Genomic DNA, 21,726 nt, shown 5'->3' with positions numbered 1-21,726 from the left:
CTGTAGCTGTATTTTTTAATAAGATGTATTTCGTTAATAAATAGGGTTGTGTTAACAAGTAGATTTCGAAAGAGGCTGAGACTCGATCAACAACTGAGTCGCAGGATAAGCAGGTTTACTCATCACTTGTTCGGTCGGTCCGTGCTCAACCATTTCACCATGGTCGAGTACCAGTATTTCTTCACAAAGGGCTTTTGCCGCACCGAGATCATGCGTAACCAAAATAAGGCGCATATCACGCTTCTTTTTCAATGAATTAATCAAGTCCAACAACCTTTGGCGATTCACCGGGTCAAGGCTGGCAGTAGGTTCATCGGCCACCAGCACTGCGGGTCTAACGACAAGAGCCCGAGCAATAGCCACACGTTGAGCTTGACCTGTAGAAAGCTGATTAGGTTTTAGTAAGAGCAAACTGGCAGGTAAGCCAACGTCCAACAGCGTCTCTTCAATGATGCTTTCATGATTGCCAGAAACATCTAGGTTACTTAGCGGCTCAGCTAAGATCTGTCGAACGGTGTAGTAAGGATTGAGGCTAGTGTGGGGTTCTTGTGGCACCAATTGGATCAAGCGACACACCGTAGCTTGCGCTTTGCTATCGCGAATTGGGAGCGAATAACCGAACAAGTTTATTTGACCAACGGTTGGCGATTTAAGGCCAAACAGCAGTTCAATCAGCGTAGATTTACCGGCACCAGAACGTCCAACAATAGCCAAGCTTTTGTCTTCAACATTGAGGTCGATGTTCTGTAGCGCTTTGAACGCCTTACCACCCAACCAACTTGGCACTGAGTAATAATGAACTCCGACATTGTCGAACTTAATTTCTATCGGTGTTTGTGTGTCTGAATCAATCACTGGCATTGACGATGAGACATCTGAGTTTAGTGATAAGGTCGAGCTCATTCGATTAAGTCTCTCAATGAACAACAGAAAGCGTGAGAGCTTGATTGAAGCGCGTGTTTCGGTGCACCATAAGCCACCACACCGCCATCATCGATCACCAATAACTTGTCACACGCTAAGGCGCTGTGCAGGTCATGGGTAATCAACAAGCCACCGATTTGTCGCTGCTTAACATTGTCGCGAATCAGCTTGAGTATCTCTTGCTCTGTCACCGGATCTAACGCGCTAGTCGGTTCATCTGCAATGATGATATCGGCATTACTCAACAAGCCAATCGCAATACACACTCGTTGACGTTGTCCTCCAGAGATTTGGCTCGGATACAACGGCAAGATGGTTTCTGGATTTGGGAACCCTAACTGTACCAACAGTTCGGTGAGCTTAGTTTTGTCTTTTGATTTAAGCTTGGTGCGAGTACCCGTCAAGGCAAGGCAGAGTTGGCCTTCAATCGAAACCAGAGGGTTTAACGCTTGAAGCGCATCTTGGAAGATAACTGCGGGGCGCTGTGCTGCAGTTCTTTGCAACATCGGCAAACCACACACAGCTTCACCAGATAGAGAAATATGACCTTCAGCCTCAACCGTCTCTGGCATAAAACCCGCGATCGCGCGTGAAAGCATCGACTTACCAATCCCTGAAGGGCCCATGATCGCCAACAATTCTCCTCGATACACATCGAAATGAATATCTTGAAAAAGTGTTTTCGAAGAGGTTTTGATCGTTAATCGGTCAACAGACAAAAGTGGTGCTTTCACGCAGATACTCAAAAATAGATGTTATAACATAACAACTCTATCATTTAGCCGACATGATGAAAAGCGAACATTGAACTAGATCGCATTTTTTGCTGTTTTATTGACCAATTTTCATTAGGGCGTGTTGACCCTTCGAGGTGATTTTTACCGATACAAAAAAGCGCTCACTAAATTTATCGTGTAAAAATAATAAAGCGCTTTCATAAAATATTACAGGTGGTGATTAGGTTACTTAGTTAATGGCACCATGAGCGGTATCTTCGACTGGGTAACACTTCTGCTTAACTTGTGCGATGAACGGATACAGGAATGCGATACGCCCAAGATAGAACAGAGTAAACGCTAGCCACAACCCATGATTGCCCCACGCTCCGACCGCAAACGCTTGAACAGCCAAGAACACCAATAAAGTAGCGATACTAGAATCTCGAACCGGACGCGTGGTCCCCGTTCCGGTAAAGATGCCGTACACCGTCAAGCCAAAGCCAGCCACTAGCGGGAACGCGATTAACCACGGAGTCATCTCTTGGTACAGCATGACTAGCGCTGGAATATCGGTAAACAAGAAAACAATGCTGCCTTTAAATATCAAGGTTAAAAGCGTCAGCGCAGCAATGAAACCGGCCGTCCACTGGAAGTTGAGCCTTAACACACGATCAAGCATTGAAGGTTTTTTCTGGCCGACAGCTTTGCCCGCGAACACACTCGATGCATTGGCAATACCATCAAACATGTAACTCACAATAAAGGTTACTTGCATCAAGATTGCGTTAGCAGCCAGAACATCGGTACCTAGCTTTGAGCCTGTGCGCGCCATCATGTTAAAGAATACTAAGATACAAATCGTGCGTAACAGTAGGTCAGTATTTGATGAGATGATTGTCGAAAGGTCTTTCTTGGTCATCTTCGAGCCTTGCAGGAACTCAGAGACCGAGATATTGCTGGTCTTCATTACCAGCGTCATACCAATCGCAAAGGTGGTGATTTGTGCAATCAAACTTGCGTATGCCACACCGGCGACACCCAAGTCGAAATAAAGCACGAATACCGCATCTAAAACAATGTTCAACACGTTACCAAACACTTGTGTGTAAAGGACTTCTTTGGCTTTCGCCTGCCCCATTAACCAACCAATAATGGTGTAGTTAAGCAACACGAAAGGCGCACCATAAATCAAAATACTGAAGTAGATATGCGCGTGCTCGGCCACATTGGCTTCAGGCTCGATCACCCACATTGCACCTTGCCAGATGAGTGGTTGTATCAAGATAAATATCAAACCTACCAAGCCAGACAACACAAATGGACGCATCAAGCTGCCCGCTAATTCAGAACGATTTCCTCTACCCAATGCCATCGCACTTTGCCCCGTGGTACTGACACGGAAAAAGCCAAACAACCAGTACATGGTGTTCATGATGATGGTGCCAATCGCCACACCACCAATCAGTTCAGCGATGCCAAGCTGTCCGATCACAGCGGTATCTACGGCGCCAAGCAGAGGCTGAGTCACCGTTGAGATGATGAAAGGGGAGGCGATTTTCAGATAATCTTTGTGGGTAATGGTCATATATTCTAGCGGGTGATATTAAGAACTATTTGCAATTAGGGCGAAATGCTATCGTTTAATACGTACGTTGTCATCATCTACTGGAGTAAATTATCAACAAAGCCCTTCTCTCTTGATTCAAGAAAACACCACAATCATCGATTAATTGAGTTTGCGCTAACAAGAAAAATGAGTGGCTTTTAATCGGTTAGTAAAAACCCACGGGAAGGTAAAAATCGAGTTCAAACACTTCATCACTGTTAAGAAAGTGATTCTGATGATAATGCACATAAGCCGGAGTAGAACGTTGCTTGAAGCCAGACGTAGGTAGCCACTTTTCTAATACCATACTGATCTGTGGTAGCAACTCACCATAGCGACCATTAAGTCGAAACACGGCATGTAAACCGCCCGGAATCACCATCTGATTAACCACGCTGCGGTACTTAATCGGTTCATTAATCGCGATACACGCCACATAGCGACACTGATCCATCTCAACCCAAGCAGGGTTTGAGTGATGCAAACCAAACTGGCTCGAAAAGTCGCGTTGTTCAGAGCTAGCCCACGCTTTCAATATCAACCATGCGTTGCGAATGGAGCGGTTATAACCCGTATGTCGAACATAAGCCGCCATGCGCTCCGGTGTTTCAACTATCTTAGGTTCAGGTAGCGCTCGCTGCGCCACGTTCAAATAACCCGCTGCCACTTCGGGATCTTTCAAATAGGGTTTTTCTGCTATCTGTAAGTCGTGTTTACGCCACTCACCCGGTGACATGTTAAAGGTCGCTTTGAATGCTCGGCTAAATGAAGACACCGAACTAAAGCCACACTTACTGGCAATTTCTACCACAGACGACGTGGTATCGAACATCAATTGGTTGGCCGCATATTCCATTCGAGTGCGTCGAATGTATTGGTGCAACGACTCCCCTACCACACTTTTGAAGGTACGATGAAAGTGTTGTTCTGAATAAGCGGCAATCTCAGAGAGCGCTTTGGCCGACAAAGGCTGACTGATGTCTTGGTGAATATAGAACAGAACATCATTGATTCTAGATATGTGTTGTCGCGACATCGTTTAAATAGCATAAATGGACATGTTTATGAGCATAAACGGACACACTTGTTTTTACAATTGCCGTGTAATATCAAGCGATAGAATAAAAACGAAAAACGACGAGACACAACACATGGAAATCGCACAGTCATTACAACAAATTCAATCTTCATACATTCGAGAGATCCTCGCAGCCGCAAGTGATCCAAATGTCATCTCATTGGCCGGGGGTTTACCGGACGAGAAGACATTCCCTATCGATTTAATGAAGCCAACGCTAGAAAACCTAGCGAACATGCCTGAAGTTTTCCAATACGGTTCTACTGCCGGTTACGGCCCGTTGCTTGATCACCTTACGCAAAGCTACCAATTGCCAGAAACTCACACAGCAATGATCTGTACCGGTTCTCAGCAAGGTTTGGATTTGATTGCACGTGCGTATGTAGACCCGGGTGATGTGGTTGTGATGGAAGCGCCGAGCTACTTAGGTGCGATGCAGGTGTTTGGCCTAGTTCAAGCAAACATTGCGACCGTGTCTCAAACAGAATGTGGCCCGAATCTAGATGAACTGGAAACGTGCTTTGCACAGCAATCACCGAAGATGTTCTATGCCGTGCCTGATTTCCACAACCCAACAGGTGTGTGCTGGGCAACAGAAACTCGTCAAAAAGTGGCTGAGCTGTGTATCAAATACAACGTGGCATTCATTGAAGATGCGCCATACCGTGAGCTACGTTTCACAGGTACTGAACTGCCATTGGTTTCTTCGTTCTGCCCTGACAACTCTATCGTTCTTCGTTCATTCTCTAAGATTGCATCGCCAGGTCTACGTATTGGCGCAGTAACAGGCAAACGCAGCTACCTTGAGCCACTGATCAAAGTGAAACAAGGCGCGGATTTACACTCAAGTGTACCAATGCAAGCACTGCTTGTTGGTCTTCTAAAACATGAAGACTTTGGCGTGCATATGGAAAACATTCGCACCCTGTACAAGTCTCGTTATGAAGTGCTGTTCTCAGATCTAGAGAAACAACTGCCTACAGATTGTGTACTAAAAGCCGTAGATGGCGGGATGTTCATTTGGGTTGAAATCCCAGAGTGCGACACCTTCGAACTGGCTAAAACCCTGCTATCAAATGGCGTAGCGGTTGTACCAAGCCCCGTATTCTATCCAAAGGCCGATGAAGCGAAAGCCGCACTGCGCTTAAACTTCACCAACGCCAACCCAGAAGAATTAACAGAAGCGGTAAAACGCTTAGCTGAAGTACTTAACCAAGCGTAATCGCTGACAGCACGGAGCGCTTTGGTGATTGCCTGATCGGCTTATTACCGAGAAAACCGTCACGCGTCAGCATTAAAGGCCAATGCCATTCTCAACAAGAGAGTCACATTGGCCTTAATTTTAGGTCTCCATAAAGCACAGAAAGGACATCAGTTTGCCGCATTGTATTATCGAACACTCACCCACTATTGATGGTCAGCAACTCAACCAACAAGTGTTTTTCGGCGCAATGGAATCTCAGTTGTTCTCACCAACAGGAGAAGACATCAAAGTACGCAGCCTTGCCTATCAGCATTACCAAACCGGTGAAGTAAAAGAAGACTTCGTGCATGTCTCTGTGCGCATTTTGTCAGGGCGTAACGAAAGCGTTAAAGCGATGCTCTCTAAGTCCATTTTGGATCAATTACTTACTCTCACACTATCCAATGCTTCGCTGACCGTAGAGATCATTGATATTGAGACAAGCAGCTATTCAAAAGCCTTAGTTTAAAGGCAAATCACAAGCGTCATCCCCTCACAAATAGAGGATTTTCAAAAAATTCGTTAGACAGTATGGAGCAATGAAATGGAATTGGTGATTGGTAACAACCCAGAATTGATAACGAAAGCACAAGCCATTCGTCATCAAGTATTCGTTGTTGAACAAGGTATCCCCCATGTGTTGGATCTTGATGGGCTCGATCCTGTCTCACATCATGCACTCATCACCGATGACGATAATTTAGTCGCGACGGCACGCTTGCACATTGATGAATCAGGACACTCAACCATGGCGCGAGTTGCTGTTCTGCAACCTTATCGAGGATCTGGTATCGCATCTAAAATTGTTAGCGCAATTCTAAAACACGCCTCTGAACATGGTGCCAAGGTAATTGAAATCCACGCCCATCAATACCTAAAGGATTACTATCAAAAATTCGGCTTTGAGTTCATTCGTGAAGTGGAAATGGTAGGAGAACACCAACTGATTGAGATGAGACACAACATAAGTTCTTAGCCGAATATTCAATAGACAACAAAGTACCACTGCTTATTTGAGCTAACATTCCTTATCAAATAACGGCCTTTTTACCACACATATAGCCATACTATAAGTACTGTTATATAACCCTACGTTTTGTTGGTTTTTGTCCCGTACCGCCTTGGTTATACTGCGCCTGATTTTTAATAAGCCAACAAGACAGAACCGAGTTGAAATACTCAATTTTGATCGCAACAGGCAACCGCTCTGGATTTACGTTCCAGCTCGCAGAAAGGAAAAACCATGTCTCAATATGTTGTATGTGCTCTGTATAAATTCGTTGCACTTGATGATTACCAAGAAATTCGCCAGCCACTCACTGAAGTGCTAGAAGCCAACCAAATCCGCGGTACTTTGCTACTTGCGAGTGAAGGCATCAACGGTACTGTTGCAGGTAAACGCGAATCTATCGACGCTCTTCTTCAATGGTTCAAACAAGATGCTCGTTTGGCTGATGTTGTTTACAAAGAGTCGTTCAACGAAGAACAACCATTCAACCGCACCAAGGTTAAACTTAAGAAAGAAATCGTAACCATGGGCGTTGAAGGCATCGACCCTCGCCATGTTGTCGGCACTTATGTTAAGCCAAACGAATGGAACGACCTCATCTCAGATCCAGATGTGATCTTGGTGGATACTCGTAACGATTACGAAGTCGACATCGGCACATTCAAAAACGCCGTAAACCCAAACACGGAAACCTTCCGTGAGTTCCCTCAGTACGTTGAAGAAAACCTCGACCCTAAGAAGCACAAAAAAGTTGCAATGTTCTGTACAGGCGGTATTCGTTGTGAAAAATCAACAGCCTACATGAAAGAGCAAGGCTTTGATGAGGTTTACCACCTTGAAGGCGGCATTCTTAAGTACCTAGAAGAAGTGCCAGAAGAAGAGAGCATGTGGGAAGGCGACTGCTACGTATTTGATGGCCGTGTTGCCGTTAACCATCAGCTTGAGAAGAGCGGTTACGATGTATGTAACGCTTGTCGTCTACCAATCACTGACGAAGATAAAGCGTCTGAGCACTTTGAGAAAGGCGTAAGCTGCCCTAAGTGTATTGATAAGCACAACGACGAGCAGAAAGCGCGTTTCCGTGAACGTGAGAAGCAAGTTCAACTGTCGAATGCTCGTGGCGAAACCCACGTCGGTGGCGAAGCTGCTCACCTTATCGAGCAACGCAAGAAAGCAAAACTCGCACACAAAGAGCAACAACGTTCTGGTAAGAAAACTCAGTAGTTTTTAATACTACTAAAATAATAAAGGGCAGTAACGCATCCAAAATGGAACGTTAATGCCCTTTTTTGATCCTACTCTCGCTTTGTGTTTAGGAACACATTTATCTTCAAAAATAGACTCTATACTGAAGTTAAGTAGACAAGAGAGGAAGTGCCAATGCTCAATGAAAACCATGCCTTTATCTTAGATTTCCCTGATCTTAAATTAGACATTGTTCAGCTCAACCACGACGACGAAAAATTCAAAGCAGACATGCAGAAATACCACCAACTCGACTACGACATTCGCCAACTAGAAATCTCTGGCAGCCCCATTGATGACGACAGCATGCACAACCTAAAAGTAGAACGCATGGCGCTGAAAGACTCGCTACACAAACAACTTACTCGACATCACGCGCTTAAAATCGTTTAACCTAATACGCCGCTAATCTATTTTAAGACATGGAAGAACCACTCGCCAAGTTGTCGATAATAGCGATGATAATTTTGTGGGGTTGGCTCTCTACCTAGCTAACCAAGTAAACGGTGACTAAGTAGAGAGCTCAATCACTAACGGTCTGCAGAAATATCCAACTTATCGATCAACGACGGAAAACCCCAACCGTTCTCGCCTTCGACCACAGGTTCTCCGGTCAAATACTCAAACAGCGTTGGCGCTAAAGATCCGTTAGCTTCGATTTTCAATTGCTGAGAATTATCGCCAATTGGCGCTCCCCAGAATCCTATAAAGGCATCTTTCTCTAAGTAATCCTCTCCAGCATGACGCCCCGGAACTTTAGTGTTGTAACCAATTCCAGCTTTCGGGAACAAATTAATCGTGCCTGCCCTATCTTCAAGGTAGATATTGGCCAGTTGATTGACAGAGTCAGGTCGAGGGGTCAGTTGAGTTAACTCTGTCCATTGCGCACTGCTGCACCACGTTGTCGCATCCGCCTTAACCGCTCGATTAATACACTTTTCTACCAATTGAGAATACTGTGCAAAATCAGCTTCGCTTGGTGATGCCAGATACGGATTGAGTGTTTGGGTGTTGAGTAAAGCTGGAGATTGATTGGCATCCAAAGATTCGTAGAAAAGCTTGTCACCCTCGCGAGTGATCAATTCATCGACCCGTTTTAAATCACGGTTGCCAATCACACGAACTGCGCAACTTTGCTGGTCACAAGCACTCTCTCTTACAACCATGTAATCCAGACTTTCCGGTAAGCGTTGTGCTATCTGATTAATGATGTCGATATTCTGACCAGCTGGCGCAGCAATGGGAGACCACTGCGTGAGTTCTTGGTAAACCGGCTGAACCTGCCAGCCTTGAGCAGAATTAAAGAAATCCATCATAAAGTTACCACCAGCGGTAGAGGCAACCACCACATCCAATACCTTTGAGCTTGGATAGCTTAAAGCATTGGTGATTTTAGGCCCCTCACCTTCGTCTGAAGATATTTTCTTAACCACAATTGGATACTCCAGCTCTGCTTGTAATCCATCAAATACCTGCTTTTCTGGATTTAGAGCGTAGAACACCGGCGTTAAACCATGATCGCCAGCCATACCCCAAAGGGTTTTATCGTAAACGCCGGCACTGCGGTAGGTCGCTTCAATCTGACGAATCCAATAGTCCAACCGGTTAAGCTCTCCAGTCGGCATCAAAATTTCGTCACTAAAAGGCCCCGTGAAGTGCGCAAAGTGATCCGGCCATGGATTGTAGACCAAGGTATAGTCTGGCATCCCTTTTCCATCCAAATCGGCAAACTGAGTAATCGATTGTTTAACCTGAGCCTTCTTTGAAAGCTTAGTGAAAAAATCAAAGCCCGATATAGACAGGTACGCTTCAATATCTTCAATCAAGGCTTCACGCTTTTCTCGTAGAACGGCTTCAACTTCAGAACGCTCCTCAAGCTCTTTGACGCAGCGTTTCTCACCGTAATCACGTAACGACTCTCCTAAACCTAAGTTCACTAACCCATCATAAGTCGTGTGCGCATTCCAGTCGTACTGTGCGTTGCAGTTCAGCGTTTTGAGATAATCAAGGCGATCAAACATGGTTTGTACCTTGTTGTTTGCCATCAACACATCCAACTGCAGAGCATCATTACCAAAGAAGTAATACGCTCGGTCGATCTCTCGGTCGACAAAATGAAAATTAGGGATACCCGTACCACCATTACCAGACACTTTTGCGCCCGTTTTAATGATCGGTAGGTTGCGTACACTGATTGTTGGAGTAGAAGAGATACCCACTCGGCTTATATTATTTCGATTCTCTTGATAGAGTTTTTTGAAGAACGGAAGATAATTCGGGTCACGATAGGTTTGTTCAGACAGAACCTCCATGAACCGAACCTGCTGTTGATGTTCAGGCTCGATCACTGTTTCTAGATTAGGTTTGTATTGCGCTCGGTTTTTATGATTCTGGTACGCCACCGAGATGAAAGGCGCATTCTCATCGACCAAGCCTTCGATCAACCCTTGCTGTAAACCATCGACCGTCACTTGAACCGCAAAGCGTTTGTTCTGTTGGGATTCTAAGAACTGAATGAGTGCATCAGGCTGGTCGCTAAATGCTTGCTGCATCCAATCATCGAGCGCTTCTGCACGTTCTTCTTTAAACACAAATTGTCGGTAGGCTTTCAGCAAGTTTAAGCGCACAAAATCAATAAGCGTGATGGTAAGAGCTTGTGCTTTATTATTCGGCTTATCGGCGTTTTCTGGTTTACCATCTTCTGCAATTGCCAGCATTGCAGATTTCATGTCACCGTCATCCATGCCCAATGCCGCTTTACCGATCAAATCAACGATGATCGGTTGAATCTGCGCGATGATCGCTAGATCTTCAGGGCTATTGGTTAAGTATGTGTAATTCGCGGGGAGCGTGTCCATATCCTGCCAAGCACCGATTTCAAATAGCGCATCGTAGATAACAACCATATTGGCAATGAACTGTTCATCAATACGAATACCTTCATGGTGACCTGTTGCTTCAGTCGAGGTATCTGGCTCTTTATGCTCTGAGACTGGCTCATCACCGACATAATAGAGGCTATGTTCAAAGCCTTTTAAATCCTCGTTATCATAGACTGTCGACAGATACCCTTTGAATACATCTTCACTACCCAAACCGGAATAGCGGTCGTAGTAACTATAGAGAAAATAACCTAAAGGAATTGAGTAAGTCGGGTTGGACAACTGAGCGATCACTCGCGCTTTCGTTTTAGCATCTAAAGGCAGCGCAAGAATGTACGCATCTAATGTTACGCCGCCGATGGTGAAAAGTGCGGCATCGCGAGTAAGTTTGGCGGAGTAATCTAGGCTTGAAAGCACTTGATTCTTCAGTACATCACTGGAACTGAACACCCCACCAATAACAGGCGTTGTCGACATATCGGCAAAACTAGGCGCCGACACTAGGGTCAACGAAAGGCTACTAAACAAACTGGCGTAGCGACGGGCTTGGGAATAGAAACGCATCCGATATCCTTTAGGTCAAATTACTTTCATAAATACAACCTATTGTTTCAGCTCACTTTCATTAGTCAACTACGTTTACTTGTGCATCGTTCACTTATGTATTCGGAGTGAAAGCTTTAAGAGTGGTAAATGAACCTTTACTTACGTCAGCAACCTTAAAGTTGCTTGCCACTACCGTCTTCCCATATCACTTCACACTCTTCTTTGATCGCTGCTGTTAATAGTTCAATCAGTGGGAAAGCTCTACTACTTATGTTGACAGGAACTTCGGCACTATTGTCTTCGTTCTCGAGATCGGTATCGTCTTGTTCTACAGGTTGGTTTTGCTCAGCTTCAATCTCCCTACGTAAGTTGTTCAACGCTTGAGGTACTTCTGCGGCATCAATAGCACCAGGAACCGTTCCGCTATGTCCAAGCATCTTAATAAAATGAAGTGCAACATCACCAAACATAGTGACGCTAGCATGAGCTTTGCAATTAAAGGTAATTAACATAATTAGTCTCTTTGAGTTTTATTGTATACAAACTATGTTGAGTAAATCTTTAGAAAGCAAGCGCATAATGATGAAATATAGATTCCATGATTAGACGCTCCAATGTAACTTTACCACTATCCCGTCACATTCAGTGATACACATCACTGTATAAATCTCACTCAGCCACCTTTAACATAGAACCTTGATAGTAGTCACACTAAATAGATGACAAAGGGTCCGCGTAGGTTGTTATTTAATCTAGTATTAATGCCATTATCAAATTTTAGTGGCACAAATCACATGAACAGGCTAGTGGGCAGACACATAGAAGAAATGGCGGATATACGATCCACTCGAAAGCAAAAAATTGTCTACGCCTTCTCACTCATTGCCGCAGCTTTATTCATTTTTTACACTTGGGCTTATCTCCAAGGACAGCATTACACCTTGTTAACTTTCGAACTGTGCTTTGCTTTTATCGCAATATCAAATGCAATTTATGTTAGAAAAGCCATTACCCCCCACTATTCTGAATTAATATTAAGTTGTGTACTATTAGTACAAGGCATTATTCTGTTCTTGCACAGCCACGCTATCCCAGACCGAATACTCTGGCTATACCCTATTTTGGCCGCAGTGATTTTCATCAATGATTTCAGAATTGGAGTCATCTTCAGCACCTCATTTTGTGTCTTTATCAGTATTCTAATTACGGCGCTACCTAGCAATTTTTCTTTGCCATTTAACAGTATTCATCGCTTTATTCTCAGCTTATTGATGATGAGCTTGGTATGCCATACGTCAGCTTATTACTACACAAAAGCCGTGAGTTATATTCAGCGCCTGTATAAAGAAGGCATTGAAGACTTAGCCTACAGGGACCAACTCACAGGGCTAGCGAACCGTTGGAGCTTCGAAAGATGGGCAACTGAAAAGCTCACGACCGTTGATAGTGAGCGATCACTTACTGCATTGGTCTTTCTAGATATTGATGACTTTAAAAATATTAACGATAGTTATGGGCACGATGTTGGCGACAGTGTCTTACAGCATTTTGCCAATCGCTTAAGCAATAATATTCGAACCAGAGATCGAAAACGTCATGAATACGATTATTCAATTGCACGCTTTGCTGGGGACGAGTTTGTTCTGATGCTCTACGATATTCCCAATCGCAAAGATTTAGACGGTATTTTAAATAGGATTTGTGGATTATTCGAAAGCGGATGCCAAACTAACGAGAGAATCAAAGAGCTGACACTCAGCGTTGGCGTATCACTTTACCCGCAGGATGCTAAAGAGTTACATGAGTTAACAAGATGCGCCGATAAAGCCATGTATGTTGCGAAACATTCAGGAAAAAACCGATACGCTTATTATCACGACAACCCGACATCGACCTTAATAGAAGAGTTACCGACGAACCTAACCAGCTCAGAACCTGTTTCCTCTGAACTTGAAGATTGTCTTGAAGCGAAGGTTGAAGGGAACAATGTGACGCAATTAAAAACTCGCCAACGCTAGCCAACCCTGTAAGTTAGCCGCTATATAAATACCTTTTTAGCCCGCCATATACATCAGCCAAAGGCTGACTAACCCGATGATGATAATCCATACCACTTGTCGTGCTCGGTTTGGGTTATTGCCTTTAGGTCTTACTACCGTTTTAAGAACAGTTTGCTTAGCCGACTGAATAAACGGAGCTTCAATCTCACGCTTTTTCACGCGACGCTTAACCGCGCTGTTCGCAACTTCTGTAAAACGCTGACTTTGATCCGTTGTAAAGTCGTTATCAAAGCCCACCCGACCATTCTTTTCGCCATGTTTTTGCTGTACTGCCATAGCGGCCTCCTTGGCGGTCTACTCTACATTCAATTATAGACATAATTTTATATTGTTACCTGTTCAATATTTTCGAATAAGTCACTCAAAGCTGTGCCGTCTACTTTTTGAATCAAATTACATAAACTACAGCTATTCAAGTTTATGAGGGTTTCAAAATGACGAATGTAAGAGCAGTAGATCATGTGCTTGCAGCACATGCCACCTCAGATGGTGATGGTGTCAAAATCCAACGACTCGCTGGTTTTAATAACGCACGCTTCTCTCCATTTTTGATGATTGATGAACTTAAGTCGGATGAAAGCAAAGACTATGTTGGCGGCTTTCCTCCACATCCTCACCGTGGGATAGAAACGCTCACTTACATGCTGCAAGGTCACTTCCAACATAAAGACCATATAGGGAATATTGGAGAGCTACGCAGCGGTGGCGCTCAGTGGATGGCTGCAGGTCGTGGCGTCATTCACAGCGAAATGCCAATGATGGAAGAAGGCACGCTGCATGGTTTTCAGATTTGGATAAACCAACCTGCAACACACAAAATGCAGCCAGCGCAATATCATGACTTTCAAAGTGAAAGTATTGCAGAGTATCTAAATGAACAAAGCGGTTTACTAAGAGTGATCGCTGGTGGATTTGAATTACATAACAGAAATGAAAATGATTCAGAGGCTTTGCAAGCACAAGGTCCATTGCAAACGACAGGTGTGCCATTAAGCGTTGCGGATTGGCGAGCGAACTCAGGACAACAAGTAACGCTAGAGACTCTAGTTGATCATAATGCCATGACTTATGTGTACCGAGGCACGATTCAGATCGGAGACAAAGTCATCAACCAAGGTCAACTGGCCCTGTTAACAAAAGCTGAATTGTTGTCTTTAGAAAGCCTAGAAGATTCAGGTGTGCTGATTTTTTCTGGTCAACCGATTAATGAACCGGTTGTGCACTATGGTCCGTTTGTCATGAACTCGATGGAAGAGATTGAACAGACAATTCAAGACTACAACAACGGGATATTTCAAACTTATTAGTGCTCTGGCTTTAAGCTTTGGCGAAAGTATTGAAAAGATTTTGTAACGAACAACGATTTAGTCATCCATTTGATGACTGTAAAAACAAGTGACACTATCCACTGCCGGTTACTATCACTTATTTAACCACGCTCTTGGAGCGTGGTTTTTCTTATTAGTCAAAGACTACTCGAAGGATCTTACAAATACTCACACAGGTAAGCTGTCGCTTCTTTTACCTGTAAGTCGAATGAAGAATCACCCGCAACGTCAAAAGACTCACCAGATTGGTATGTCGTCCAGTCATCATCGCCAACACGCTTTACAATCAAAGCACCTTTAACAACGGTCATTTTTTCTGGAGCCGCAGTACCAAACGTGTATTCACCAGCCGCCATCACACCAACACTCACATCAGCACCAGATTGGTTAAACGCTAACGACTTAACGCCACCTTCAAAGTATGTGTTTTCTTTAATCATTGTACTTCCTTGTTATCTCAAAATTGCAATTATTGGGCTCAACGAATAAGCCTATGCGTAACTCTAGGTGATCATTGTTTTAACCAATTCGAGACTGTCCTACAAGAAATAAATACGCATAGCTTAGTCATTTATGGAATTCGATTTTATTGGTAGCATAAATGCTGAGGTAAAGATTAAAAACCGCCAACGCAACCAAATTTTTTGGAACATTCGATCCTGCTTCTAACTCTTAGAACAATTTTTGCAAACTAAGGTTTTAGTTAATAGAATCTAAAACAATATCAGTCGAAAAATGAAGAGATAATGGCAAAAAATCCGACTAAAAGCAGAGATCTACTTGCCAACTTGCTACTCTACGGCTTCCTATTCGCTGGCTTTATGATTGCCCTCAGCGCTGGTTATTTTGCTTACCAAACCCACCAACAATCTGTCAGCCCAAGTAATGTCTATGGCACATGGATAGAGATTGCTGCTCCACCTTACAATACCGATATCCTTACGCTTTCTGATAAGGGCGTGATAATGAACCATCGCCTCATCAGTACTGCATTTGATTTTGATGGTCAGATTGTCACCATCAACACTGGTTCTGGAAAGACAGTTTACACAATCAGTGGCACTTACGATTCGCCTCGTTTAAAGCGATTGGTTCCTAGTACTCCTTCTCAACAGTTCATTAAAGAAGGCTATGAAGATACTGCAATCGGTGATACTCATAGTATCATGCAACAACGACGTGCTTCATTAGCTGAGCAATTCAAAAGATAACCCTGCGCAAGATCTCCCTCCGGCCAGCCTTTTTACCAACACCCTTAGCTTTGTGATACCGCTTCAATTCACGGTATTTCTTATAGTTTGTCACAAATTTTTATAACTTCATGTCGTGCAATTTCACTTATGAGATCTTCTTAATGAACATTGTTTTGTTTTATAAAACATGGACTCAGCCTCTCATTCACTAAGCAACAGATTTGTAACAAGGTACAATTTTTTAGTTGTCCATCGAAAATAGATTTATTTTCAGTTCTGAAATTAAAACTCTCTCGAATACTGACGGGGAAGCTCCATCAAAACTGACTGGAGCCGTTTATGGGGCCATTTGGTTCCGTAACCTTCAAGGAATGAGAGAAAAAGTATGATTCGTATAAATACCTGTGCTGCGAGCATCGCTCTAGCGCTATCTGGTACAGCATTAGCTGCTCCAACAGCACCTAGCATCGACATGTACGGTTCCAACAACCTGCAGTTTTCTAAAATTGAACTCGCGATGGAAACCATATCAGGCTACAACCAGATGGTTAAATATCACGACAAAGCGAAGGTCGACGTTAAATTCAACCAATGGAGCGGGACATCAGGAAACACTTACAACATCTACTTTGATGGCGTTAAAGTTGCGACAGGCCCAATCACTGGCAGCCAAACCACAGCTTCATTCGAATACGGTCAGGGGGGCTTATTCGAGATGGAAATAGAAGCGTGTGACGAAACAGGCTGTAGCAAGAGTGCGCCCGCTCAGATCACAATCGCCGATACCGATGGTTCACACTTAGCACCACTAGCGATGAATGTAGACCCGAACAACAAGTCATACAACACCGATCCCAACACAGTCGTAGGTACTTACTTTGTAGAGTGGGGAATTTATGGTCGTGACTACACGATAGACAATCTGCCCGCAGACAACTTAACTCATATCCTTTATGGCTTCATCCCAATTTGTGGCCCTAACGAATCAGTAAAATCGGTAGGCGGAAACAGCTACAACGCACTCATGGCAGCTTGTCAGGGTGTTAACGATTACGAAGTGGTGATTCATGACCCTTGGGCAGCTTTCCAAAAAAGTTTCCCTCAAGCAGGTCACGAATACAGCTCCCCTATCAAGGGTAACTACGCGATGATGATGGCGCTAAAGCAGCGCAATCCAGATTTAAAAATCATTCCATCAATTGGCGGTTGGACACTGTCTGACCCATTCTTTGATTTCACAACTAAGGCAAACCGTGACACCTTCGTAGCGTCTGTTAAGAAATTCCTTAACACATGGAAATTCTACGACGGTGTGGATATCGACTGGGAATTCCCTGGTGGAGGCGGCGCTGCGCCAGACCTTGGTGACCCTGTAAACGATGGCCCAGCTTACATTGCCCTGATGGCAGAGCTACGCGTGATGTTAGATGAGCTAGAAGCTGAAAACGGTCGTACTTACGAGCTAACTTCTGCGATTGGTGTCGGTCACGATAAGATTGAAGATGTGGACTACGGCGATGCTATCCAATATATGGATTACATCTTCGCAATGACTTACGACTTCTACGGCGGTTGGAACAACGTGTTAGGCCACCAAACAGCATTGAACTGCGGTAACTTCATGCGCCCAGGTCAATGTGATGGCTCAGGACTTGATGAAAATGGCGAACCATACACTGGCCCAGCTTATACCGCTGACAACGGCATTCAGTTGCTGCTTGAACAAGGTGTTCCAGCCAACAAACTCGTGGTGGGTACAGCAATGTATGGTCGTGGTTGGGAAGGCGTATTACCATCATCACTTTCCGATCCTAGCGACCCGATGACAGGGGTTGGTAACGGCAAGCTGAAGGGTAGCTCTGCACAAGGTGTGTGGGAAGATGGCGTAATCGACTACAAAGGCATTAAGGCGAACATGCTTGGTGCTAACAACCAAGGCATCAACGGCTTCGAATACGGCTACGACGAAATGGCAGAAGCGCCTTACGTTTGGAACCGTACTTCAGGGCAACTGATCACATTTGATGATGACCGTTCTGTCAAAGCAAAAGGCGCGTACGTTCGTAGCCTTGGCCTTGCGGGTCTATTCTCTTGGGAAATTGATGCGGATAACGGCGACATCCTAAACGCAATGCATGAAGGTCTTGCCGGCGGTACAACAGATCCTGTAAACCGCAAACCAACGGCAGCCGCTGGTGCAGACCAATCGGTTGAAGGCCCAGCTTCTGTTTCTCTAGATGGCAGCGCTTCAAAAGATAGTGACGGTACGATTGCGAGCTACGTTTGGTCACAAGTGAGCGGAACCGCAGTAACACTAGCTAATGGCAATACAGCAGTTGCAAACTTCGATGTTATTGAAGTTACGCAACAAGAGACGCTAACATTCAGCCTAACCGTAACAGACAACGAAGGCGCAACGTCAACAGACACAGTTGTTGTAACGGTAAACCCTAAAGACACAGGCCCAGTCAACACCGCTCCGGTAGCAGTGGTTACAGCTCAGGCTAAAGCCAATGCGGGTGATGTGGTAGTGGTAGATGCGTCAGCGTCTAGCGATGCAGACCAAGATACATTGGCCTTCACGTGGGATGTACCAGCAGGTATAAACGCAACAGTACAGGGCGCTTTGGTAAGCTTTGTCGCGGCTGAATACACGCAAGATACGACGCTGAACTTCTCTGTAACGGTCAGCGATGGCACAGAGACATCGGTAGCGGCTACTTCAGTAAAAATTCTTAAGAAAACGACAGGCGGCGGTACGTGTACTAACGCTTGGGATTCAAGTGCGGTCTACACTGGCGGCGACCAAGTGACTCAAGGCGGTAAGGTTTGGGAAGCAAAATGGTGGACTACAGGTGAAGATCCAACCACAGCAGGCCAATGGGGCGTGTGGAAAGAGATCGGCCCAGCTAGCTGTGCCAACTAAAAAAATGGAATTTAGTTAAACATTAGCTAAACACCTAACAGTAAAGGCCAACCAGAGAATGCCTGGTTGGCCTTTTTATGATTTGTTCTCTTAGTTGGCGCTCCGCTGACTTATGCTCGTTAAGCTTAGCCAATCAAGTTATCAAAGCTCTCGAATACTTGTGGGCACTTCATCACTCGACCGTGCCCTTGGCCTTGAGTCGCAATCAAGGTAATACAATCCATTTCATTAGCCGCACGCTGAGACACATCAAACTTCGAAAACTTGTCTTTCTCATCATGTACAATAATCGTCTGAGATTTACGAAGTGCTAGCTTCCCATAAGGGTCGACAGACTGAAGTGGATAATTAAACTGCTCTTCCACTTCTCCCACGACTGCCTCAAACAGCTTCATTGAGTAACCAGAACGAGCCACACTCTCAAATAAATTTTCTAGATAATTCAACACAGGTGCAATCAACAACAACGGCTGGTTTTCTAATTTAACGTGCCTGCACTCCAACGCAGAAGCAGTGCCCATACTGTGACCGACCAAACCTGCTACCTCACCCACCGAATCGAGAATAGTTTCAAGGCCGTTCACAAATGCAGGAATATGACCATGTACGCCATCGCTGCCACCATGCGCGGGGTGATCGTAAGCTAGAGCCGTGAAACCTTTAGCCGCGATATGCTCCATCAGAGGAAAGAACTGACTCGCGGTACCAGACCAACCATGAGTAAGCACCCAAACTGGACCAGTGCCCAAAGAGTAGGTTTTTAAAACGCCATCTCGACCTTTGATCTCACTTTTGATCAGCCCTTGTGGATCGGCGTTTTTTTGCTCTGTACGCATTGGTGTGAGCAGCAGTTTACGCGCTGTTTTCTTTGCATGGCTCGGCGCTAGAATATAATGCAGGTTCGTTGTCGCACCAATTAGGCTGCGTTTGAAGCTGAATTTATTCGATGTATTGAAGTAGATTTTGTCACTCATGACCGTTCCTTATATCACCATTTCATTGGCTTATCGAGCTCGGCCATAAAAACGAACGACCGTGCTATTTGTTGGTGTAAAAAATGGCGCAGAGCTTTTTATAGCTGCTTACTGCCACTTCTCTTCAAATTTTCAGGTTTTAGATAAGCAAAGCTCACATGCTTCGCGAACTCTATGTTTTGCGAACTAAGTGGTTTGCAAGCTAAGTGGTTTGCGAACTAAGTGATTTACGAGTTAAACCGCTTCCCAGCTGGCGACTAAACGTTCTACACCACTCCAAAAGTGAGTGTGGCTCGCTTGTTGGCCCCGTAAGGAGTAAAACAAGTTCGCGCTCAAGTAGAGACCGTATAACTCAAAGGTTGCCTGCTTAGGGTCTAAATCGGCTCTGAACTGTTTACTCTCAACCGCTTTTGCAATCTGAATCGTCAAGTAATCAATCCACACTGAAATCGTTTTCTGCAGCGCTTTCTGAATCACAGAGGTTTCACTGCCCGCATCTTTCCATGCATCAATAAACATGCAGCTACCTTGAAACGAATGATTCCAACCCAGCCAATTGTCGAGCAACTGCTTTAGTTTCGCTTCAATATCACCATCCCCCAACTCTCGCGCGGGAATGATGACTCTTTCAGTGAATATGGCGTTGGAATACTCGAGTACAGAGAGCTGCAGGTTCTCTTTAGAGTTGAAGTGCGCGAACAATCCACTCTTAGACATGCCACACTGCTTGGCTAATTCACCAATCGTTAAACTCTCAAGCCCATTTTCACTCGCAAGTGCGAATGCATGGCTCAAAATATACTCTTTGGTTATCTTTCCTTTGCTCATTATTCACCAATGATAAATCTGATGGTTTATTTTTAGCACGTTCGTACTTTTTTTCAAGTTTTTTGCTTTACCACTGGGATTTAATTTCTCTTATCAAAGAACTGTGGAAAAATGCGACAGTATTCAAAGGAAATTGAAGTCGACTAACAAAGGAAAAAGAATGAACACACTTTGGGAACAGTTTGCGTTTTCGGCGTCAGTAACAGGCCCTATCTGTTTAATGCTGTTTCTTGGTGTGGTGCTCAAGCGAATTGGCTTAATCAATGACAACTTCATTGATGTCGCATCCAAGGTGGTGTTTCAAGTCACTCTACCCGCGATGTTATTTCTCAGCATTGTTCAGTCTCACCACGATTTTGCCGCAAGTGGAAAGCTCGCTATTTTTGGCTTGTTAGCCAACCTTGCCTTTTTCGTGTTCACCACTGTCAGCACTAAAATTACCTTTAAAAAGCCCCAAGACCAAGGTGTGATAGTACAAGGTGGCTTTCGAGCCAACACCGCTATTATCGGGCTTGCTTATGTTGCCAATATATACGGCAATGATGGTGTCGCGCTCGCAGCTCTTTATGTCGCCTCCTTGACGGTTCTCTATAATATTCAGGCTGTTATTGCGCTTACTCCAAAGGGTCAAGAATCAGGTAACAAAGCCATTCAAGTCATCGTTAAAACACTTACCAAAAACCCGCTTATTATCTCGATCGCCTTAGGTGTATTGTTCTACTTATTGTCGATTCCAGTACCAAAAATGGTAACAGATGCAGGGCAGTATTTTGCCAATATGACTTTACCGTTAGCCCTTTTGTGTACGGGAGGTTCGCTTGATATACGCTCTCTAAAAGAAGATAAAGGCCCAGCTTGGTTCTCAACCGGATACAAACTGGTTTTGGCTCCGCTAGTGATCACGCTTACTGCCCTATTCTTCGGTTTTAGAGGATTAGATCTTGGCCTTATTTTCTTGATGAGCGCAGCACCAACCGCTGCCGCAAGCTATGTTATGGCACGTGCGATGGGCGGAAACTCAACGTTGGCTGCCAATATTATCGCGCTAACCACTGTCGTTTCACTTATCACTTGCACGCTTGGTATATTCGTATTAACAGCAATGGATTTAATATAGCTGCGACAGGCTTCAAAAAATAAACATAAGCCTTAAATCAAAGGCCTC

20 protein-coding genes are annotated in these 21,726 nt (G+C 44.5%); 10 read left to right on the top strand and 10 right to left on the bottom strand.

Annotated elements, in window-relative coordinates; genetic code table 11:
• Positions 1-51: 51 nt before the first annotated feature.
• From WR49_RS03105 to WR49_RS03090, 4 genes are all read right to left on the bottom strand, one after another.
• A complete protein-coding gene (locus WR49_RS03105; protein ID WP_046223021.1) occupies positions 52-903 on the bottom strand; it encodes an ABC transporter ATP-binding protein in 852 nt (283 codons plus the stop codon).
• Positions 900-1,658, bottom strand: coding sequence for an ATP-binding cassette domain-containing protein (locus WR49_RS03100; RefSeq protein ID WP_046223020.1), 759 nt, complete (start codon positions 1,656-1,658; stop codon positions 900-902). Before WR49_RS03100 ends, WR49_RS03105 begins: the two co-directional genes overlap by 4 nt.
• Before the next feature lie 232 nt (positions 1,659-1,890).
• Positions 1,891-3,228, bottom strand: coding sequence for an MATE family efflux transporter (locus WR49_RS03095; RefSeq protein ID WP_046223019.1), 1,338 nt, complete (start codon positions 3,226-3,228; stop codon positions 1,891-1,893).
• A gap of 187 nt (positions 3,229-3,415) precedes the next feature.
• Positions 3,416-4,285 (bottom strand): AraC family transcriptional regulator, encoded by an 870-nt coding sequence (locus tag WR49_RS03090; RefSeq protein WP_016797794.1) that lies wholly within the window; start codon positions 4,283-4,285, stop codon positions 3,416-3,418.
• A 115-nt stretch (positions 4,286-4,400) separates the two neighbouring features.
• Here WR49_RS03090 and WR49_RS03085 point away from each other — a divergent pair, with 115 nt between their 5' ends.
• From WR49_RS03085 to WR49_RS03065, 5 genes are all read left to right on the top strand, one after another.
• Positions 4,401-5,549, top strand: a complete 1,149-nt coding sequence (locus WR49_RS03085; protein ID WP_017057591.1) for an aminotransferase-like domain-containing protein — start codon at positions 4,401-4,403, stop codon at positions 5,547-5,549.
• 154 nt (positions 5,550-5,703) lie between these two features.
• Positions 5,704-6,039, top strand: a complete 336-nt coding sequence (locus WR49_RS03080; protein WP_017057592.1) for a 5-carboxymethyl-2-hydroxymuconate Delta-isomerase — start codon at positions 5,704-5,706, stop codon at positions 6,037-6,039.
• A 75-nt stretch (positions 6,040-6,114) separates the two neighbouring features.
• The gene (locus tag WR49_RS03075; RefSeq protein WP_017057593.1) at positions 6,115-6,546 is read left to right on the top strand and encodes a GNAT family N-acetyltransferase; all 432 of its coding nucleotides are present in this window, start codon (positions 6,115-6,117) and stop codon (positions 6,544-6,546) included.
• Between the two features lie 267 nt (positions 6,547-6,813).
• The gene (trhO, locus tag WR49_RS03070; RefSeq protein WP_046223018.1) at positions 6,814-7,803 is read left to right on the top strand and encodes an oxygen-dependent tRNA uridine(34) hydroxylase TrhO; all 990 of its coding nucleotides are present in this window, start codon (positions 6,814-6,816) and stop codon (positions 7,801-7,803) included.
• Between the two features lie 156 nt (positions 7,804-7,959).
• Positions 7,960-8,217 (top strand): YdcH family protein, encoded by a 258-nt coding sequence (locus WR49_RS03065; protein ID WP_010432560.1) that lies wholly within the window; start codon positions 7,960-7,962, stop codon positions 8,215-8,217.
• 137 nt (positions 8,218-8,354) lie between these two features.
• On the opposite strand, the gene WR49_RS03060 is transcribed toward WR49_RS03065, so the two are convergent.
• Positions 8,355-11,270, bottom strand: coding sequence for an alkaline phosphatase family protein (locus WR49_RS03060; protein WP_046223017.1), 2,916 nt, complete (start codon positions 11,268-11,270; stop codon positions 8,355-8,357).
• Positions 11,271-11,425: 155 nt separating this feature from the next.
• A complete protein-coding gene (locus WR49_RS03055) occupies positions 11,426-11,764 on the bottom strand; it encodes a DUF1840 domain-containing protein (protein WP_046223016.1) in 339 nt (112 codons plus the stop codon).
• Positions 11,765-12,079: 315 nt separating this feature from the next.
• Here WR49_RS03055 and WR49_RS03050 point away from each other — a divergent pair, with 315 nt between their 5' ends.
• Entirely contained in the window at positions 12,080-13,270 is a 1,191-nt protein-coding gene (locus WR49_RS03050; RefSeq protein ID WP_077681123.1) for a GGDEF domain-containing protein, read from the top strand.
• A gap of 36 nt (positions 13,271-13,306) precedes the next feature.
• On the opposite strand, the gene WR49_RS03045 is transcribed toward WR49_RS03050, so the two are convergent.
• The gene (locus WR49_RS03045) at positions 13,307-13,588 is read right to left on the bottom strand and encodes a hypothetical protein (protein ID WP_017057598.1); all 282 of its coding nucleotides are present in this window, start codon (positions 13,586-13,588) and stop codon (positions 13,307-13,309) included.
• A gap of 158 nt (positions 13,589-13,746) precedes the next feature.
• Between WR49_RS03045 and WR49_RS03040 the strand changes: the two genes are divergently transcribed.
• Positions 13,747-14,619, top strand: a complete 873-nt coding sequence (locus tag WR49_RS03040; protein ID WP_046223015.1) for a pirin family protein — start codon at positions 13,747-13,749, stop codon at positions 14,617-14,619.
• Between the two features lie 179 nt (positions 14,620-14,798).
• Here WR49_RS03040 and ppnP read toward each other — a convergent pair whose 3' ends face one another.
• A complete protein-coding gene (gene ppnP, locus WR49_RS03035; protein WP_017057600.1) occupies positions 14,799-15,080 on the bottom strand; it encodes a pyrimidine/purine nucleoside phosphorylase in 282 nt (93 codons plus the stop codon).
• Between the two features lie 306 nt (positions 15,081-15,386).
• Between ppnP and WR49_RS03030 the strand changes: the two genes are divergently transcribed.
• Entirely contained in the window at positions 15,387-15,851 is a 465-nt protein-coding gene (locus WR49_RS03030) for a DUF2850 domain-containing protein (RefSeq protein ID WP_046223014.1), read from the top strand.
• Between the two features lie 367 nt (positions 15,852-16,218).
• Positions 16,219-18,759 carry a glycosyl hydrolase family 18 protein gene (locus WR49_RS03025; protein WP_046223013.1) on the top strand — a complete coding sequence of 847 codons (2,541 nt, stop codon included), beginning with the start codon at positions 16,219-16,221 and terminating at the stop codon, positions 18,757-18,759.
• A gap of 125 nt (positions 18,760-18,884) precedes the next feature.
• On the opposite strand, the gene WR49_RS03020 is transcribed toward WR49_RS03025, so the two are convergent.
• Together WR49_RS03020 and WR49_RS03015 are read right to left on the bottom strand one after the other, a co-directional pair.
• Positions 18,885-19,733, bottom strand: a complete 849-nt coding sequence (locus WR49_RS03020) for an alpha/beta fold hydrolase (protein ID WP_046223012.1) — start codon at positions 19,731-19,733, stop codon at positions 18,885-18,887.
• A gap of 234 nt (positions 19,734-19,967) precedes the next feature.
• Positions 19,968-20,561, bottom strand: a complete 594-nt coding sequence (locus WR49_RS03015) for a TetR/AcrR family transcriptional regulator (protein WP_017057604.1) — start codon at positions 20,559-20,561, stop codon at positions 19,968-19,970.
• Between the two features lie 160 nt (positions 20,562-20,721).
• Here WR49_RS03015 and WR49_RS03010 point away from each other — a divergent pair, with 160 nt between their 5' ends.
• Positions 20,722-21,678: an AEC family transporter gene (locus WR49_RS03010; RefSeq protein WP_046223011.1), complete on the top strand. Its 957-nt coding sequence runs from the start codon at positions 20,722-20,724 to the stop codon at positions 21,676-21,678.
• Positions 21,679-21,726: the final 48 nt, after the last annotated feature.

The organism is Vibrio sp. ECSMB14106, assembly GCF_000972265.1.
Taxonomy (GTDB): Bacteria; Pseudomonadota; Gammaproteobacteria; order Enterobacterales; family Vibrionaceae; genus Vibrio; species Vibrio kanaloae.
Note: the sequence above shows the minus strand (reverse complement) of the source record. Positions and strands in the feature narration are given on the sequence as shown.